The 15,687-nt window shown below is 39.5% G+C and carries 18 protein-coding genes; 16 read left to right on the top strand and 2 right to left on the bottom strand.

Annotated features, from left to right (window positions below):
• Position 1: 1 nt before the first annotated feature.
• Positions 2–310: a hypothetical protein gene (locus LDM98_RS05595; protein ID WP_223898357.1), complete on the bottom strand. Its 309-nt coding sequence runs from the start codon at positions 308–310 to the stop codon at positions 2–4.
• Positions 311–447: 137 nt separating this feature from the next.
• Between LDM98_RS05595 and obgE the strand changes: the two genes are divergently transcribed.
• From obgE to LDM98_RS05515, 16 genes are all read left to right on the top strand, one after another.
• Positions 448–1,563: a GTPase ObgE gene (gene obgE, locus LDM98_RS05590; protein WP_223898356.1), complete on the top strand. Its 1,116-nt coding sequence runs from the start codon at positions 448–450 to the stop codon at positions 1,561–1,563.
• A 9-nt stretch (positions 1,564–1,572) separates the two neighbouring features.
• Positions 1,573–2,334, top strand: coding sequence for a glutamate 5-kinase (proB, locus tag LDM98_RS05585; protein ID WP_223898355.1), 762 nt, complete (start codon positions 1,573–1,575; stop codon positions 2,332–2,334).
• Between the two features lie 25 nt (positions 2,335–2,359).
• Positions 2,360–3,274, top strand: a complete 915-nt coding sequence (gene fmt / locus LDM98_RS05580; RefSeq protein WP_223898354.1) for a methionyl-tRNA formyltransferase — start codon at positions 2,360–2,362, stop codon at positions 3,272–3,274.
• Positions 3,255–3,890: a biotin--[acetyl-CoA-carboxylase] ligase gene (locus LDM98_RS05575; protein WP_223898353.1), complete on the top strand. Its 636-nt coding sequence runs from the start codon at positions 3,255–3,257 to the stop codon at positions 3,888–3,890. Before fmt ends, LDM98_RS05575 begins: the two co-directional genes overlap by 20 nt.
• The gene (locus LDM98_RS05570; protein WP_223898352.1) at positions 3,887–4,672 is read left to right on the top strand and encodes a ParA family protein; all 786 of its coding nucleotides are present in this window, start codon (positions 3,887–3,889) and stop codon (positions 4,670–4,672) included. The genes LDM98_RS05575 and LDM98_RS05570 overlap by 4 nt, the downstream gene beginning before the upstream one ends.
• A gap of 2 nt (positions 4,673–4,674) precedes the next feature.
• Positions 4,675–5,550, top strand: a complete 876-nt coding sequence (locus tag LDM98_RS05565) for a ParB/RepB/Spo0J family partition protein (protein ID WP_223898351.1) — start codon at positions 4,675–4,677, stop codon at positions 5,548–5,550.
• Between the two features lie 129 nt (positions 5,551–5,679).
• Positions 5,680–6,102: a F0F1 ATP synthase subunit B' gene (locus LDM98_RS05560; RefSeq protein WP_223898350.1), complete on the top strand. Its 423-nt coding sequence runs from the start codon at positions 5,680–5,682 to the stop codon at positions 6,100–6,102.
• A gap of 12 nt (positions 6,103–6,114) precedes the next feature.
• Entirely contained in the window at positions 6,115–6,660 is a 546-nt protein-coding gene (locus tag LDM98_RS05555; RefSeq protein WP_223898349.1) for a F0F1 ATP synthase subunit B, read from the top strand.
• Positions 6,660–7,184 (top strand): F0F1 ATP synthase subunit delta, encoded by a 525-nt coding sequence (locus LDM98_RS05550; protein ID WP_223898348.1) that lies wholly within the window; start codon positions 6,660–6,662, stop codon positions 7,182–7,184. The genes LDM98_RS05555 and LDM98_RS05550 overlap by 1 nt, the downstream gene beginning before the upstream one ends.
• Before the next feature lie 23 nt (positions 7,185–7,207).
• Positions 7,208–8,722 (top strand): F0F1 ATP synthase subunit alpha, encoded by a 1,515-nt coding sequence (gene atpA, locus LDM98_RS05545; RefSeq protein ID WP_223898347.1) that lies wholly within the window; start codon positions 7,208–7,210, stop codon positions 8,720–8,722.
• A gap of 12 nt (positions 8,723–8,734) precedes the next feature.
• On the top strand, positions 8,735–9,622 hold the full coding sequence (gene atpG / locus LDM98_RS05540; RefSeq protein WP_223898346.1) for an ATP synthase F1 subunit gamma: 888 nt from the start codon (positions 8,735–8,737) through the stop codon (positions 9,620–9,622).
• A gap of 14 nt (positions 9,623–9,636) precedes the next feature.
• Positions 9,637–11,037 (top strand): F0F1 ATP synthase subunit beta, encoded by a 1,401-nt coding sequence (atpD, locus tag LDM98_RS05535; RefSeq protein ID WP_223898345.1) that lies wholly within the window; start codon positions 9,637–9,639, stop codon positions 11,035–11,037.
• Between the two features lie 29 nt (positions 11,038–11,066).
• Positions 11,067–11,453 (top strand): ATP synthase F1 subunit epsilon, encoded by a 387-nt coding sequence (gene atpC, locus LDM98_RS05530; protein WP_223898344.1) that lies wholly within the window; start codon positions 11,067–11,069, stop codon positions 11,451–11,453.
• A gap of 1 nt (position 11,454) precedes the next feature.
• Positions 11,455–12,033 carry a MotA/TolQ/ExbB proton channel family protein gene (locus LDM98_RS05525; protein ID WP_223898343.1) on the top strand — a complete coding sequence of 193 codons (579 nt, stop codon included), beginning with the start codon at positions 11,455–11,457 and terminating at the stop codon, positions 12,031–12,033.
• Complete coding sequence (locus LDM98_RS05520) at positions 12,033–12,419, top strand: biopolymer transporter ExbD (protein ID WP_223898342.1); 387 nt, start codon at positions 12,033–12,035, stop codon at positions 12,417–12,419. Before LDM98_RS05525 ends, LDM98_RS05520 begins: the two co-directional genes overlap by 1 nt.
• Positions 12,416–13,225, top strand: a complete 810-nt coding sequence (locus tag LDM98_RS05515; RefSeq protein ID WP_223898341.1) for a TonB C-terminal domain-containing protein — start codon at positions 12,416–12,418, stop codon at positions 13,223–13,225. Before LDM98_RS05520 ends, LDM98_RS05515 begins: the two co-directional genes overlap by 4 nt.
• Before the next feature lie 34 nt (positions 13,226–13,259).
• On the opposite strand, the gene LDM98_RS05510 is transcribed toward LDM98_RS05515, so the two are convergent.
• Positions 13,260–15,572, bottom strand: coding sequence for a bifunctional diguanylate cyclase/phosphodiesterase (locus tag LDM98_RS05510; protein WP_223898340.1), 2,313 nt, complete (start codon positions 15,570–15,572; stop codon positions 13,260–13,262).
• Positions 15,573–15,687: the final 115 nt, after the last annotated feature.

The raw sequence follows: 15,687 nt of genomic DNA, 5'->3' as shown, positions 1-15,687 counted from the left end.
CTTATGTTTCCTCATTTTTTTCATCTTCTATAACCAGTAGATGTCTACATTTGTTACGGCCTAAAAACCAGCCATGATTATAATTTAGATCATTATTAAAGAGTGTATGTGATTTGGTATATCTACCTTTGGATGTGGTACACCCATCTGTAATGCCTTTTTTATAGCTTGGAGGAAAGTTTTTACCAAAATAGATACCGCTATGATAATATCCATTTTGATGTACAGGTTCTTTTTCTGAGCTGCATCCTGTGAGATAGGATAATACACTGCCTATGATGAAAAATGATAGCGTTGTTCGATGAGACATATATTCGCCTTTTAGATCAAATATGAAAATTATAGCGATTCTTCCCCTAATTTAGATATAATTTCGTAATTCATATACTATGATCATATATGTAAGAGTATATACAGTAGTTTTTTTCACAAAATTAAAGGTTATAAATGTTTGTAGATAGTGTAGAACTAACAATTAGTTCTGGTAAAGGTGGTGCAGGTGCCATCTCTTTTTGGACAGAAAAATTTGTTTCTAAAGGCGGACCTGATGGCGGTGACGGTGGCCGTGGAGGTTCTGTATATTTTAAAATAGATAACAATACAGATACCCTTTCGGCACTTCGTGGCCGAAACCATATCAAAGCAGAAAATGGTCGTCCGGGAGAAGGGCGTAAGTGTTATGGTCGTAAGGGGCATGACACTATTATCACGGTACCTCCGGGTACAACAGTCGTAGATGTTGATACAGGTGAAGAGTTGCTTGATCTGGTCAATGAAGGAGAAGTAGTACTCTTTCTTGAAGGAGGCAAGGGCGGTTTGGGAAATATGCACTTTAAAAGCTCAAGTAACCAAAGACCAACCTATGCGCAGCCCGGACTTCCAGGGATCTCCAAGCATGTAAGACTTGAAATGAAACTCATTGCAGATGTAGGTTTAGTGGGGTATCCGAATGTAGGAAAATCCACACTTATCTCTACACTTTCCAACGCGAGACCGCAAGTAGCCAACTATGAGTTTACAACGCTGACACCGAAACTCGGTGTGGTGCATGTAGGAGACTTTGATTCTTTTATGATGGCAGATATACCTGGAATTATCGAGGGTGCCAGTGACGGTAGAGGTCTTGGATTGGAATTTTTGAAACATATTGAGAGAACAAAAACCTTACTTTTGATGATCGATGCGGCAAATTACAGAGAGATGAAGTATCAGTATGAGACGCTTTTAGTTGAGTTAAAACGTTATTCTGAAACACTTGCCACACGAAAGCATGCGATCGCCATTACCAAAATCGATTCACTGTCACAAGATGAAGTGAATGTTTTGACAGAAACATTCTTGGCCGATATAGGTTTGGAAGCGAATGAGATATTACATAAATATAAAGCAGATAAAAACTATCTAAGTTATGGATTTAAGACAGATTTTGGTGTACAACTGCCAGAAGAGAAACCGTTTTTTGTACTTCCTATCTCATCTGTCGCACATTTGAATACGGAGGCACTGCGTTATGCGATCGGTGATTTTGTCAAAATGGTTAAAGCTGAACAGGAATCTGAGTAAGTAGGTTTTATGAAAAGAATAGTCATTAAAGTGGGTTCTCACGTTTTAACAGAAAATGGTGCTATAGCCAAACCACGCATGTTGGCATTGGTGCAATTGATAGCTGAACTGAAAACACATCACTATGATGTGATCTTGGTAAGTTCGGGTGCGGTATCGGCAGGATATACACAGTTGCCACTGGATAGGAGTCAAGTTGCAAATAAGCAGGCACTGGCTGCGATAGGTCAGCCTTTGCTTCTGAAAATGTATCAGGAGAAGTTTGCCAGATTTGATCTACTCTGTTCCCAAGTCCTTTTGAGTGCAGATGTGTTTGGGGAACCTGAGCATATTGCACATGCCAAAAATGCGATAGATACATTGTTAAAAAACAATGTGGTGCCGATCATCAATGAAAATGATACGGTAAGTATTGAAGAGTTGGTCTTCGGGGACAATGACAGGCTCTCTGCGCATGTCGCACACTATTTTGATGCAGCACTGCTTGTCATACTCTCGGACATCGATGCCTTTTATGACAAAGATCCAAATAAATATAGCGATGCCAAAAGAAGGGTGGTGGTCAATAGGCTGGAAGAGGATGAACTCAACGCTGAACATACACCGAACAATGAATTTGCTACAGGTGGTATAGTGACCAAACTGCAATCTGCAGATTTTTTAATGCGACATGACAGAGAGATGTTTTTGGCAAGCGGATTTGATCTGAGTGATGTGAAAGCTTTTCTTGTAGAGGGTGAGCATAAGGGCGGAACACTGTTTAAAGCCTGATCAGAATTTAGAATAAGAAGAGAGAATGAAATACAAAATAGTCTATATGGGAACGCCCCACTATGCAAAAGAGATACTCGAGACACTGATAGAGGCTGAAGATATGGAAGTCTCTTTGGTTCTGACACAACCAGACCGTCCTGTCGGACGTAAGAAAATTTTGACTGCACCTCCGGTAAAGGAATTGGCATTACAGCACGGGATTGATGTTCTACAGCCTGATCGGCTAAGTGATAAAGGTATTGAAGATACGATCAAAGCATTGAAGCCTGATTTTATCGTGGTGGCAGCATTTGGACAGATATTGCCTAAAAGTATATTGGATATTGCACCTTGCATTAATTTGCATGCTTCACTTTTACCTCAGTATAGAGGTGCCTCTCCTGTACAGCAATCTTTACTTCACGGTGATGCAAAAACCGGTGTCACTTCCATGCTGATGGAAGAGGGGCTGGATACGGGTCCGATGCTTGAAAAAATAGAGTTCGCCATACCCGAAGAGATGCGTCTTCATGCATTGATGGCACAATTAACGTCTGATGCATGCAGACTGACGCTAAGCACCATCAGAAATTATGAGCATATCACACCTCAAGTGCAAAATGAGGCTGAGGCGACACTTTGTAAAAAGATCAAAAAAAGTGATGGTGAAGTGGATTTTGAAGATGCACGTGTCATCTATAATAAATACCGTGCATTTGAAGGTTGGCCAGGTATTTTTGCGGCGAATGGCACAAAGTTTGATGCAGTATCTCTGGTAGATACAGGGTCACATAACAAGGCATTTGAGATTCTCTCTTTTATAGATGAAAGTGTCGTAGTCGGCTGTCTGAAAGGATCTTTACAGATCGGAACGATCCAGCCTGCATCAAAAAAGGCAATGTCAGCCAAAGCATATTGTGTAGGAAGGGGGCTGAAAGTTGGAGATAGTATCATTTGATACGCTTGCTTCTACACAAAAGTATCTTTTGGAACAATTAAAGAGGCAAAGCCTGCAGGCCCCTTTGGCTGTGATCGCAAATCAACAGCATTCAGGTATCGGAAGCCGTGACAATACCTGGTCAGGGGGAGAAGGGAACTTTTTTGCTTCCATCGCAGTTGATTTGGATGATCTGCCTGAAGATCTGCCGCTTGAATCTGCCTCCATTTATTTCTCTTTTATCATGAAACAAACACTTGAAGCACTTGATAAAAATATCTGGTTAAAATGGCCCAATGACTTTTATATAAATGATGAAAAAATAGGCGGAACCATTACAAATAAATTCAAAAATACGTTAGTATGTGGAATGGGGATAAATTTAAAAAATTCTCAAAATGGCTATAGAGCCTTGGAATGCGATATTTCAGCCCAAAATCTACTGGAAACCTACCTTGAGAAAATGGAAAAATTTCCAACATGGAAGCAAATCTTTAGAGAGTATGAGATAGAATTTGAGCTAAGTAGAAAGTTTTCAGTGCATATTGAAAATGATAAAAAGAGCCTGTCAGATGCGACTTTATGTGAAGATGGCTCTTTAATTATAGAGGGGAAGAGGGTGTATAGTTTACGATGAGCGAAATAATTAGTATAGCCAACCAAAAGGGTGGTGTAGGAAAAACAACAACAGCAGTCAATCTGGCAGCTTCTTTGGCTGAAAAGGGGAAGAAAGTCCTTCTTCTTGACATTGATCCACAGTCCAATGCTACCACAAGTTTAGGCTTTAGCAGAGGGGATTACGAATATAATATCTATCATGTACTTATCGGCAGTAAAAAGCTTTCGGAAGTGATACTTAAAACAGATGTTAAAAATCTTAAACTTGTGCCTTCTAACATTGGGTTGGTCGGTATAGAAAAAGAGTTTTATAACCCTAAGGCAAAAAACAGAGAGTTGTTCCTGAAAGGAAAAATTCAAGAGGTCGCTTCTAAATTTGATTTTATTATTATAGATTCACCACCGGCATTGGGCCCTATTACTATTAATGCTTTGAGTGCATCTGATTCCGTGATCATACCGATCCAGTGCGAGTTTTTTGCACTGGAAGGATTGGCACAACTTCTCAATACGGTAGGCCTTTTGAAAAAGACGATCAATCCAAAACTCAAGATCAAAGGGTTTTTACCAACGATGTATTCAGGTCAGAATAATCTTTCTAAACAGGTGCTTGCTGATTTAAGCCATCACTTCAAAGATAAACTTTTCCACGTAAAAAAAGGGAAAGGGTGTATCGTTGTACCACGAAATGTCAAGATCGCTGAGAGTCCGAGTTTTGGTAAACCAGTGACTTCGTATGCTGGCAGTTCAAAAGGTTCTGTTGCTTATAGAGACTTGGCAACAGTCATCGCAAGAGGTTAGGTATGGCATTAGGCAGGGGACTGGGAGAGATCCTTTCTGAGGTCGAAGAGGCGTATGAAAGAGACTTAAGCGATATTGACAGTTTTGAGCTTGAATCTCAAGGTGCCAGGGTAGAAGAGGTCGTTGTTGAAAGCATTGCGGCAAACCCTTTTCAGCCGCGTAAACATTTTGATGAACAGGCCCTCAAAGAGTTAAGCCACTCTATTGTCGAGCATGGACTGCTTCAGCCCATCGTTGTGATAGAAAAAGAAGACGGGTATCTTCTTATCGCCGGTGAGCGTCGTCTGAGAGCACACAAGCTTGCAAAACTAACCACGATCAAAGCAATTATAGCCAATGTAGACATAGATGAAATAAGGCTCCGTGAGCTTGCACTGATCGAAAATATACAAAGAGAGAACCTTAATGCCATTGAACTGGCAAACTCTTATGCCGAATTGATAGAGGTCCATAATATCACACATGACGACCTCTCTTCTATTGTGCATAAAAGCCGATCACAGATCACCAATACCATGCGTCTTCTCAGCCTCTCCTCTTATGCCCAGGAGCAGCTTGTGGAGGGAAAAATATCACAGGGGCATGCAAAGGTCCTGGTCGGACTTGATGAAAAGAAACAAAAAATTGTGATAGACAGTGTCATTGGTCAGAAACTGAGTGTACGTGACACAGAAAATATGGTCAAGAGTCATAAAGATAAAGAGAATGTTTCTGGTACTGCATCTAAACCTGCCAGTGTGAAACTACTGGAAAAATACGCTGATCTTCTAGCAGAGAGTTTGCCTTTTAAACATAAACTCAAAGCAAAAAGTATTGAGATCAGTTTTGATAATGAAAAAGAGGTTGAAAACTTTCTGGCACAGTTACAAGCAAAGTAATGAGTAGAAGATAAACACTTTATGACACAAAACCTATAATTCCTCTTTATATTTAAAATACTCACAGATTTTAATCATATCCTCATGTCAATAATGTTAATATTACGCGAAATTACATGAGGAGTTTTAATGCTTGACATACATTTACCATTGATGTTGTTCGTATTGGCATTGTTCCTAACCCTGCTTGTTCTTTTAAATAATATGCTATTTCAGCCATTGGTAAAATTCATGGATGATAGAGATCACTCTATAGCAAAAGATTTGGAAGCTGCAAAAGGTCTTAGTGGTAACAGTGACGAACTAAATGCAAAGGCAGATGAAATTATTAGCAACGCTAAAAATGAAGCTGCGGGGATCAGACAGAAAGCAATTGATGATGAAAAAACATTGGCTGCAAGTAGAATTGAGACTAGACAAAATGAATTAGAAACTGAGTACAACAAATTCGTAGAAAAGCTAAACTCTGACAAAGAGAACCTTAAAAACTCTCTTCTTTCTCAAATGCCTCTTTTTAAAGAGAGCCTAAAAGCTAAATTTAGCAAATTATAGGAAGGGATGGAGATGAAAAAAATAGTACTATGGTCTTTACTTGTGATACCTGCTGTAGTTTTGGCTAGTAGCGGTGATGCAGAATCAAGCCGTTACTTTGCTCAAACTGGTAGGGAGTCAGACTTTTGGCCAAGAGTCATTAACTTTACGATCTTTGCAGCTTTGCTATATTATTTGATCGCAAATCCGATCAAAAACTTCTTTAAAGGGAGAAGCGAAGGTATTGCAACGCAATTGAATGAGATCGAAAAGAAACTTCAAGCAGCGAAAGATGAAAAAAAAGAGGCGCAGAATCGTTTAGACGAAAGCAAAAAGAGAGCAGAAGAAATTCTTGCGGATGCAAAAGCTGAAGCGATTCTCCTGGCAGAAAAGATCGCAACTGCAAATCAAAATGAGTTAGCACTTTTAGATAAACAACTTGAAGAGAAAATGTCTCTAGAAGAAAGAAAAGCAGCAAGAGAAGCCATTGATGAGGTATTAAGTGAGAATATCACTACAGAAGATATCATGTTAGATGAAGCTAAAGTTGTTGAAATTATTTCTAAGAAGGTGGCGTAATGGAAGAGTTAATTGCTAAAAGATATGCTAAAGCACTTTCTTCAGTAACTAAAGACCTTTCAGGTGTTTTAGAAGTACTTAATGTACTTAGTGAAGTCGTAAGCAGCACGGAGATCAAGTCAACATTGACATCTCCGATCATTTCAAGTGAAGATAAGACAGGAATGATCTTGTCTGCACTGAATGATACGGATGCAACGCTTGTGAACTTCATTAAGATTTTAGGTGAAAACGGAAGACTTGATCTTATTCCTGCTATCACAAAAGTATTGAATTCAGATCAGCAAAGGGCTTCAAATGAGTATGAAGGTGTATTGAAAAGTGCATCATCACTTGATGAAGCAGCAGTCGCTGATCTTGAAGCAACACTTAAAAAGTATACAGGTTCAATGATCAAATTGACACAAGAAAAAAGTGACTTTGACGGGGTACGTGTTTCAGTCGATGATTTGGGTATAGAGGTAAACTTCTCTAAACAGAGAGTTAAAGAACAGTTAATTGATTTTATTAAGAAATCTTTGTAGTTATCTAAAAGAAAGGAGTATCAGTGGCAGTTAAATTGCAAGCAGATGAGATAAGTTCTATCATCAAAGAAAGAATTGAGAATTTTGAAATTGATGTGGACATCAATGAAGTAGGAAAAGTAGTAGGTATCGCAGACGGTATTTCAACAGTATATGGTCTTAACAATGTTATGGCCGGTGAAGTTGTAGAGTTTGATAATGGTGCTAAAGGACTTGTATTAAACCTTGAAGAGGCAAACGTTGGTGTTGTAGTTCTTGGTTCTAGTGCAGGTATCAAAGAAGGTATGAGCGTTAAAAGAGCAGGAGATCTTCTTAAAACACCAGTAGGTGACGGTATGATGGGTAGAGTAGTGAACCCACTTGGTGAGCCGATCGACGGTAAAGGTGCAGTTGAAGCAGCTGAGCATAGATTTATTGAAGAAAAAGCACCTGGTATCATGGCTAGAAAATCAGTGCATGAGCCACTTCAAACAGGTATCAAAGCGATCGATGCACTTGTACCGGTCGGTAGAGGACAAAGAGAGCTTATCATCGGTGATAGACAAACAGGTAAAACAACATTGGCTATCGATACGATCATCAACCAAAAAGGTCAAGATGTTGTATGTATCTATGTTGCGATCGGTCAAAAGCAATCAACAGTAGCTGCGACAGTGAAAAAGCTTGAAGAGCACGGTGCAATGGATTACACGATCGTTGTAACTGCCGGTGCAGCTGATTCTTCAGCACTTCAGTTCCTTGCTCCATATGCAGGTGTAACTATGGCTGAGTACTTCAGAGATAACGGTAGACATGCAGTGATCTTCTATGATGACCTTTCGAAGCACGCTGTTGCTTATAGAGAGATGTCATTGATCCTTAGAAGACCTCCGGGTAGAGAGGCATACCCTGGTGACGTTTTCTATCTTCACTCAAGACTTCTTGAAAGAGCTGCAAAGCTTTCTGATGAGTTAGGTGCCGGTTCCATTACTGCATTCCCTATCATTGAAACACAGGCAGGTGACGTTGCGGCGTATATTCCGACAAACGTTATCTCTATTACGGATGGTCAGATCTTCCTTGAAACTGACCTGTTCAACTCAGGTATCAGACCGGCGATCAACGTAGGTCTTTCTGTATCGAGAGTTGGTGGTGCTGCGCAGATCAAAGCAACGAAACAAGTCTCTGGTACATTGAGACTTGACCTTGCTTCATTTAGAGAACTTCAGGCATTCGCACAATTCGCATCAGATCTTGATGACTATACAAGAGGTCAGCTTGAACGTGGTCAGAGAATGGTAGAGGTACTTAAACAAGGGCCTTATCAACCGGTTCCTATTGAAAAACAAGTTGTCATTATTTTTGCTGGTGCAAATGGATACCTTGATGATATTCCTGCATCTTCTGTAACAAAGTTTGAAGCAGACCTTATGCCATTTATGGAAGCAAAATATGCGAATATCCTTGATGCTATCAGAAATGAGAAAAAGATCTCTGATGATACAGATGGAGAATTACGTAAAGCTATCGAAGATTTCAAAGCTTCATTCGCTGGATAAGAAAGGCTTATTATGGCTAATTTAAAAGAGATAAAGCGTAAGATCGGAAGTGTTAAAAACACACAAAAGACCACTAACGCTATGAAGCTTGTCTCTTCTGCTAAATTGAAAAGAACAGAAGAGCTTGCTAAAAGATCTAGAGTCTATGCTGAAAAATTGACGGGTCTCCTGAATGAGATCGCTCAAAAAATGCAGCAGTCCAATGCTGACGGTATAGACAATATCTATTTTAGGGATGTACAGAATCCTAAAATGGTAGATATAGTATTTATCACAGCAGATAAAGGTCTTTGTGGTGGTTTTAATTCACAGACGATCAAAAGAGTTAACAAATTGATTGCTGAGTATAAAGCACAGAACGTAAAAGTACGTCTTAGAGCAGTGGGTAGAAAAGGTATCGATTATTTTAAATTCAATAATTTTGAATTGAACAATGAGATCGTAGGACTTTCTGCTGCACCTGACTTTAAGCAGGCTGCAGAGTTTGTCTCTGAAGTGTCTGAGTCTTATGTGAACGGTGAGACTGATAAGATCATTTTGGTACATAACGGTTATGTAAACATGATCACTCAAGAGGTAAGAGAAGATCAGGTTTTACCGGTTGATTCGTCAAAACTGGTACTTGATGCGGTTTCAACTTCAGAATTGGAAGTAGAGCCGGATGATGATGATACACTACTTGATGCATTGGTGAAGCGTTATATTGAGTATACAATGTATTACTCACTTATCGATTCATTGGCAGCAGAACACTCTGCTCGTATGCAAGCGATGGATGCAGCAACAAGCAATGCTAAACAGATGGTAAAAGACCTTACTGTGAAGTATAACAAAGCAAGACAAGAAGCGATTACTACTGAACTTATAGAGATCATCAGTGGTATGGAATCAATGAAATAATTAGAGGAGAAGTAATGACAGGTAAAATAGTACAAGTCTTAGGTCCCGTTATAGATGTGGATTTTACAGACTATCTGCCGGAGATTAATGAAGCGTTAGAAACTACGTTTATGGTTGACGGTAAAGAGCAGAAATTGGTTTTAGAAGTAGCAGCGCAACTAGGTGATCACAGAGTGAGAACCATTGCTATGGATATGAGTGAAGGGTGTGTGAGAGGTCAGGAAGTGAAAGCAACTGGTGACTCTATCAAAGTGCCTGTAGGTGAAGAAGTGCTTGGACGTATCTTCAACGTTATCGGTGACCCTATCGATGAGGCTGGTGAGGTAAACGCAAAAGAGTACTGGTCTATCCACAGAGCTCCACCACCATTTGAAGAGCAAAGTACAAAAACAGAAGTATTTGAAACAGGTATCAAAGTTGTTGACCTTCTAGCACCTTATAACAAAGGTGGTAAAGTCGGGCTATTCGGTGGTGCCGGTGTTGGTAAAACCGTTATTATTATGGAACTTATCAACAACGTTGCAATGAAACACAGTGGTTATTCTGTATTTGCCGGTGTTGGTGAAAGAACACGTGAAGGTAATGACCTTTACTACGAAATGAAAGAATCGAACGTACTTGACAAAGTTGCACTGTGCTACGGTCAAATGTCAGAGCCTCCGGGAGCACGTAACCGTATTGCATTGACTGGTCTTACTATGGCTGAGTACTTTAGAGATGAAATGGGTCTTGATGTATTGATGTTTATCGATAACATCTTTAGATTCGCACAATCAGGTTCGGAAATGTCTGCACTTCTTGGTCGTATCCCTTCAGCAGTTGGTTACCAGCCGACATTGAGCAGAGAGATGGGTGCACTTCAAGAGAGAATTACATCAACAACAAAAGGTTCGATCACTTCTGTTCAAGCAGTATATGTACCTGCGGATGACTTGACTGACCCGGCTCCAGCTTCTGTATTTGCTCACTTGGATGCAACAACAGTATTGAACAGATCTATTGCTGAAAAAGGTATCTACCCTGCAGTTGATCCATTGGATTCAACTTCAAGAATGCTTGATCCGCAGATCATCGGTGAAGAACACTACAATATCGCTAGAGGCGTACAGCAGATTCTTCAAAAATATAAAGACCTTCAGGATATTATTGCGATCCTTGGTATGGATGAGCTTTCTGAAGATGATAAACTTGTGGTTGAAAGAGCAAGAAAGATCGAAAAATATCTTTCTCAGCCGTTCCACGTTGCTGAAGTATTTACAGGTTCTCCAGGTGTATATGTTACACTTGAAGATACACTTGAAGGATTTAAAGGTCTTATCGAAGGTAAATATGACGATATGAATGAAGCTGCGTTCTACATGGTAGGTAACATGGCTGAAGCTATTGCTAAAAACGATAAGATTAACGCTAAGTAATCTTAGTTCTTGTCTTATAAAGGATAATTATGGAACTTATGAAGCTAGAAATAGTCACACCGAACGGTGTGATTTTTGACGCTGAAGTAAAACAGGTCACATTGCCAGGGACTGAGGGTGAATTTGGTGTTTTAGCACATCACGCTACCCTGGTATCATTACTTGATACAGGTGTTATTGTGATCGATAAAGCAGACGGGAGCGAAGTAGCGGTTGCTATTAATTCCGGGTATGTGAAAGTCGATGAAGAGAAGACAACTTGTATCGTAGATGGTGCAGTTGCGCTTTCTGGTGCAGATAGTGATCTTGCACAAGCACTTGAAGCAGCAAAAGAGCTACTGAAGAGTGCAGAATCTTCTAGTACAGCTATTGCATCAGCAGTAAGCAAAGTAGAACAAATCGGAAAGTCTTTATAATTTGAACTCTCTGGCTACTTATTTCTTTGAAAGCAGTGCAATCACGATATTTGTACTGCTTTTGCTGTCAGGATATTTTATCGCTACATTTTGGGTATTTCTTGACAGATTCTATATCTTGAATGCACGTATTGCATCTGAAGCCAAATCACTCAAAGCTCTCTATACAGGTCAGTCAAAATCAGTGGCCAGTAATTCACTTATTTTTACTTATCTGTCTCGTGTCAATGTACCCAATAAGGCGATACTCCAAGCAGCATCTTCTGATGCGATACGCGTATCCACAAAAGGCCTTACCTGGCTCTCTATTATAGCATCCACTTCACCTTTCATAGGTCTTTTTGGTACGGTCGTTGGGATACTTGAAACATTTACGAAACTAGGGACACAGTCAAGCGCATCTTTGGGTGTCGTTGCCCCGGCGATATCTGAAGCACTTATCGCGACTGCCGCGGGTATTGCTGTCGCTATATTTGCCTATTCATTTCATCTGATACTCAAGCGTAAGGCGTATGAGCTAAGTTCACTGCTCTCTTCTCAATCAGAAGTGATCCTTTCTCAGGTCAGCGGGGACGAATAATGTTTAGTTGGGATGATGATCCAGACTTGAACATTACGCCGCTTGTGGATGTGATGCTGGTGTTGATGGCTATTCTTATGGTCACTGCACCTACGATCACTTTTCAAGAACAGATAACGTTGCCTCAAGGATCTAAAACGGTTCAAGTAGAAAAACCAAAAACCCTTACGATCCGTATGGACAAGGATCAAAAGATCTATTTGGGTAAAGATACCTATGCCTTAGATACTTTTGCTGACGATTTTGTCAATCAGTCTGTAAAGCATGATAAAAACTCTGAAGTCTATATACGTGCGGATGAAAGTTTACAATATAAAAACATTATGTATCTTCTCAAAAGTGTGAAAGCAGCAGGTTTCGAGAAGGTCTCACTGATAACATTATGATCAAAAAGTCTTCTACATTTATTTCAGGATTGTTGGCTGTTGGTATTTACATCGGTGTCATCGCTCTGCTTCTCTTTTATTTCAATACTCGTGATCAAAAAAAACCTGTACATTTTGTGAAGAAAAATGAAGAACGTATACGTGTTTCAATGAGTGAACCCAAAACTCAGGTTAAAAAAGAGATCAAACCAGCACCTAAGAAAATAGTGAAACCAAAGCCCAAGCCTAAACCAAAGCCAAAGCCTAAACAAACGGTGAAGAAGAAAATTGTTGAGAAAAAGGTTATTAAAGAAAAAGTGGTGAAAAAAGCAAAGGTTGTCAAAAAGAAAATAGATGTCAATACAACCACGCCAAAAAAGGTAAACAAACCAAAAGACCTGTTTACCAATATTAGTTCTAAAAAGGAAATTGACAAGCCTAAGCCTGTGAAGACAACACCTGTAAAGCCTAAAAAAGTTGAAATTGCCAAAGCTTCAAATAAACCCAGTGCAAGTGATCTGGTCTCTGATTCATTGAAGATAGAAAAAAAGAGCGATGCTGGTATAGAGAATGCCTATTTAGCCAAAATAGAAGAGAAACTCAAGGGTTGGCCGGCACAAAGTGACTATGCAGGCGAGAAGGCAAAAGTATGGCTTAGAGTCGAGCCTAATGGTACATTTCAATTTAAAGTGGTCACAGCATCTGGAAATGAAGCTTTCAATGCAGGTCTCATGGCTTACTTGGGGCAGCTGCAGAAGATAGGTTTTGGCCCGCATAAGGGGAACAGAGCCTATGAGTTGGATGTTGAATTCATTGCTACCGAATAGGTATAGGTGCTATGCTTTAGCGTCATAAGCTATATTAAGACACTAACATATTTTTACTATATAAATATCTGATGCCAAACTCTTCTTTTGTGATAGGTTGAGAAAAATGGAAACCCTGATAAACAAGATCGTTATCTAGATCATAGAGTATCCTTTTCTGCTTTTCATTTTCAACCCCTTCGATCACCAGTGTATAATTGAACTGTTCTGCGATGTGAAATATGGTTTTGATGAGTAAAATATCTGACATTTCATTTTCTATATTTAGGACGAATGATTTATCTATCTTGATCGTGTCCAGAGAGAGATTTTGAATATAGGAGAGTGAAGAGTACCCTACACCGAAGTCATCTATGGCAAATCGTACGCCATACTGTTGTAAAGTAGAGATGACCTCTTTGGTGCTTTTAAAGTTCTCTACCAGTGTTTGCTCTGTGATCTCCAAGGTTATATCTGAACATTTTAATCCATGACGTTCTATGATACTAAGATAACGCGGAGCAAAATTGTCTTCCAGGAGCTGCAGTATATCGATATTGATGGATATATATTCCAGACTCCATCGGTTCTGTTTTTTCCATGTGCCTATCTGTATACATGTCTGTTCGATGATCCACCATGTCGTCTCCCAAAGTAAGCCACTTTTCATGAGAAGCGGTATGAATCTATCCGGAGTGAGAACACCTTTTGCCGGATGTCGCCAACGTAGAAGTGTTTCTGCTGCAATAACCGTATCCTCTGTCATAGAGACGATCGGTTGGAGAAGAAGTATGAACTCTTTATTTCTTAAGGCATGATGGAGATCGGATAGCAGTGCAAATTCCTCTTGTTGTTTTTGATCGATGGTGACATTGTAAAAAGAGGTGACTTCTCCCGACCCTTTTGCCTGGTACATAGCGATATCCGCTCTACGTATAAGCTCTTCAATATTTTTAAAACCGGGATCAACTATGAGCATACCCATACTTGCAGATAGCAGATGTGTGGAGTTATGTATTACGAATGGTTCTTTAAAGATATGAAGGATCTTCTCTGCAAAATGGTGCATTCTTTCTTGCATGACCTCCATGTTTGTAGAGATAAAAGGTATCATGATGATAAACTCATCACCACCCAGCCGGCAGATCTCACAAGAAAAAGTTAATGCTTTGCTCAGTCGTCTTGATATGTCAATCAGAACAATATCACCTTTACTGTGTCCCAATGTGTCATTGATATTTTTAAAATCATCTAAATCAAGGTAGTAAAGCAGTGAGTAGTAGGTAGGATATCGGATATCTTTTGTAAGATTCTGCATGTATGCTTCAAATCCACGTCTATTAAGAAGAGAGGTCAATGCATCCTGAGATGCAAGAATACTTAACTGTTCTTGGGCTTTATGTTCTTGTGTTTTATCGTCCACCAGACCTATGAGACCAATGCTTTTATTGTCACTGTCAGTATATGGGAAATATTTTATCTCTACCAGCAGCTCTTCATTATTTGGAAGTATATGTGCATCTTTAGAGACAAGAGCGTTGCCTCTAAGTACCCTATGAAGATCTCCGGAGGTACTGTTTTTAAAGACCTTATAGGCAGTTTGTCCAATGATCTCTTCCTGTGGGCGTTGGAAAAGTGCACTCAGTTTATCATTACAGTTGATGATACTGCAGTCTGTATCACAGGAGAAGATACCGATAGGGGCTTCCTTAAATAAACTGTGCAGCAGTTCCTGTTTTTCCTGAAGCATGACTTCCATTTCGGAGATAAGCTCTTCTTTACTGTCAAGTGTTTTTTTCTGTCTGTAAGAGTGTAAAATAATATTTGCCTGAGCAAAGAAATAGATCAGCAATAAAAAGGCAAGGATAATGGTTTCCACTTTTGTAATGAGCAGCATCGTCACAAAAAGAGGGATATAGAGTATGAGCAGAAAACCTATCGCAGTACGGTAGTCATACGATAAGGTATTTGCTTCAGCACTGCTCATCCCGAGTATAATGACAAAGACAAGCATTTGATAATAATCATTGAGCTGAGGAGTGATAAAGAGGATCAGAACAGCATACATCAATGCGGTCATCCAGGAACGGATCACAAATCTTTTATGCCATCTTGCGAGTGAATACCTCTCAATATGGTTCTTATAGTCATAGGCATCATGCAGTCTCCACAATGTAAAGACTACAGTAATACCATACCAGACAAATGCATGGTTCCCAACATAAGGCGTCAGTAAATAAAGAAAGATCGTTTCAAGCAGTACAAGACTGATGAGGGATTTTCTTGCGAAATGGTAGACATTGTCAAGTGTGTTTTGATCCACAACCCTATGCTCTTTTAATTGAAACAGTTCTTTGAGATAATTCATAGAAAATATATCCTTGCCCTTTTAACGGTGAATTGACTAATGATAAAGTCAAAAGGACTCCCCTCCCATGACCAGATATCATGTTATTTAATATGATATCTTTTGTTTTATTTAT

This window comes from Sulfurovum sp. TSL1 (genome assembly GCF_019972135.1).
GTDB lineage: Bacteria > Campylobacterota > Campylobacteria > Campylobacterales > Sulfurovaceae > Sulfurovum.
This window is presented reverse-complemented; position numbering and strand designations above follow the sequence as displayed.

What these genes read in the sequence shown, in the direction of transcription:
- obgE (WP_223898356.1), top strand. Translation starts at nt 448, where the DNA reads ATGTTTGTAGATAGTGTAGAACTAACAATTAGTTCTGGTAAAGGTGGT.
- atpD (WP_223898345.1), top strand. Translation starts at nt 9,637, where the DNA reads ATGACAGGTAAAATAGTACAAGTCTTAGGTCCCGTTATAGATGTGGAT.
- atpG (WP_223898346.1), top strand. Translation starts at nt 8,735, where the DNA reads ATGGCTAATTTAAAAGAGATAAAGCGTAAGATCGGAAGTGTTAAAAAC.
- atpC (WP_223898344.1), top strand. Translation starts at nt 11,067, where the DNA reads ATGGAACTTATGAAGCTAGAAATAGTCACACCGAACGGTGTGATTTTT.
- LDM98_RS05550 (WP_223898348.1), top strand. Translation starts at nt 6,660, where the DNA reads ATGGAAGAGTTAATTGCTAAAAGATATGCTAAAGCACTTTCTTCAGTA.
- LDM98_RS05570 (WP_223898352.1), top strand. Translation starts at nt 3,887, where the DNA reads ATGAGCGAAATAATTAGTATAGCCAACCAAAAGGGTGGTGTAGGAAAA.
- LDM98_RS05560 (WP_223898350.1), top strand. Translation starts at nt 5,680, where the DNA reads ATGCTTGACATACATTTACCATTGATGTTGTTCGTATTGGCATTGTTC.
- LDM98_RS05565 (WP_223898351.1), top strand. Translation starts at nt 4,675, where the DNA reads ATGGCATTAGGCAGGGGACTGGGAGAGATCCTTTCTGAGGTCGAAGAG.
- LDM98_RS05510 (WP_223898340.1), bottom strand. Translation starts at nt 15,572, where the DNA reads ATGAATTATCTCAAAGAACTGTTTCAATTAAAAGAGCATAGGGTTGTG.
- LDM98_RS05555 (WP_223898349.1), top strand. Translation starts at nt 6,115, where the DNA reads ATGAAAAAAATAGTACTATGGTCTTTACTTGTGATACCTGCTGTAGTT.
- LDM98_RS05515 (WP_223898341.1), top strand. Translation starts at nt 12,416, where the DNA reads ATGATCAAAAAGTCTTCTACATTTATTTCAGGATTGTTGGCTGTTGGT.
- LDM98_RS05520 (WP_223898342.1), top strand. Translation starts at nt 12,033, where the DNA reads ATGTTTAGTTGGGATGATGATCCAGACTTGAACATTACGCCGCTTGTG.
- LDM98_RS05595 (WP_223898357.1), bottom strand. Translation starts at nt 310, where the DNA reads ATGTCTCATCGAACAACGCTATCATTTTTCATCATAGGCAGTGTATTA.
- proB (WP_223898355.1), top strand. Translation starts at nt 1,573, where the DNA reads ATGAAAAGAATAGTCATTAAAGTGGGTTCTCACGTTTTAACAGAAAAT.
- fmt (WP_223898354.1), top strand. Translation starts at nt 2,360, where the DNA reads ATGAAATACAAAATAGTCTATATGGGAACGCCCCACTATGCAAAAGAG.